The organism is Dietzia cercidiphylli (assembly GCF_039531545.1).
Classification (GTDB): Bacteria; Actinomycetota; Actinomycetes; order Mycobacteriales; family Mycobacteriaceae; genus Dietzia; species Dietzia natronolimnaea.
Map to the genome: position 1 here is coordinate 1 of NZ_BAAAQG010000035.1, position 629 is coordinate 629.

Annotated in this window: 1 protein-coding gene; it reads right to left on the minus strand. The window is 66.8% G+C overall.

The window, feature by feature from the left end; genetic code table 11:
* Nucleotides 1-629 (minus strand): IS1634 family transposase (locus ABD250_RS17990; RefSeq protein WP_344393588.1); only part of this gene is annotated, 629 nt, incomplete at both ends.

Here is a 629-nt window from a genome sequence, read left to right on the forward strand (position 1 = left end):
CGGGATTGTGGGTTCGACGAGCATTTCGTGGTCGCCAATGGCGACGGTGACCGTGCGCAGCGGCCGCAGGGTGGTGACGATCTTCTTGATCGACATGCCGGTGACGTCCTGCAGGTGCCGCGCCACGGCCAGGGCCGCGAACACGACGGTGAGGTGAGCTTCGATCGCATCGCGGGTGCGGTGGAAGATCGGGCGCGCCCTCAGGTCGGCCTTGGCCATGCGGAAGGACTGCTCGACTTTCCAGAGGTCGTGATAGGCCGCCACGACGGCATGGCCGTCCATCGCGGCCGGGGCGATGTTGGTGACATACCCCTTGTAACCTGCAGATTCGCGGGCCCGCTGGATCGAGGCCTCGTCCAGGATTACCTTCTGGTCGGTGACCTTGACGAACCGCTGCTTCTTGAGTGGTTCTGCCCGGTCGGCGACGCGTTGGGCGCGGTCGATCTGCGCGTTCAGCGTCCGCCGGTCTCGCTTGGCCCGCTCCCATTTGTAGTGCCACACCACCCGCCGGTCTCGCCGGTCCCGGCCCTGTCCCATTGGGCGGATCAGCTCCACGACGCCGTCGTCGGCAATCACGTTGCCGCGGCGGCCGAAGTGGTCCTCAAGCTCCTTGGGCGCCTTGGAGGTGC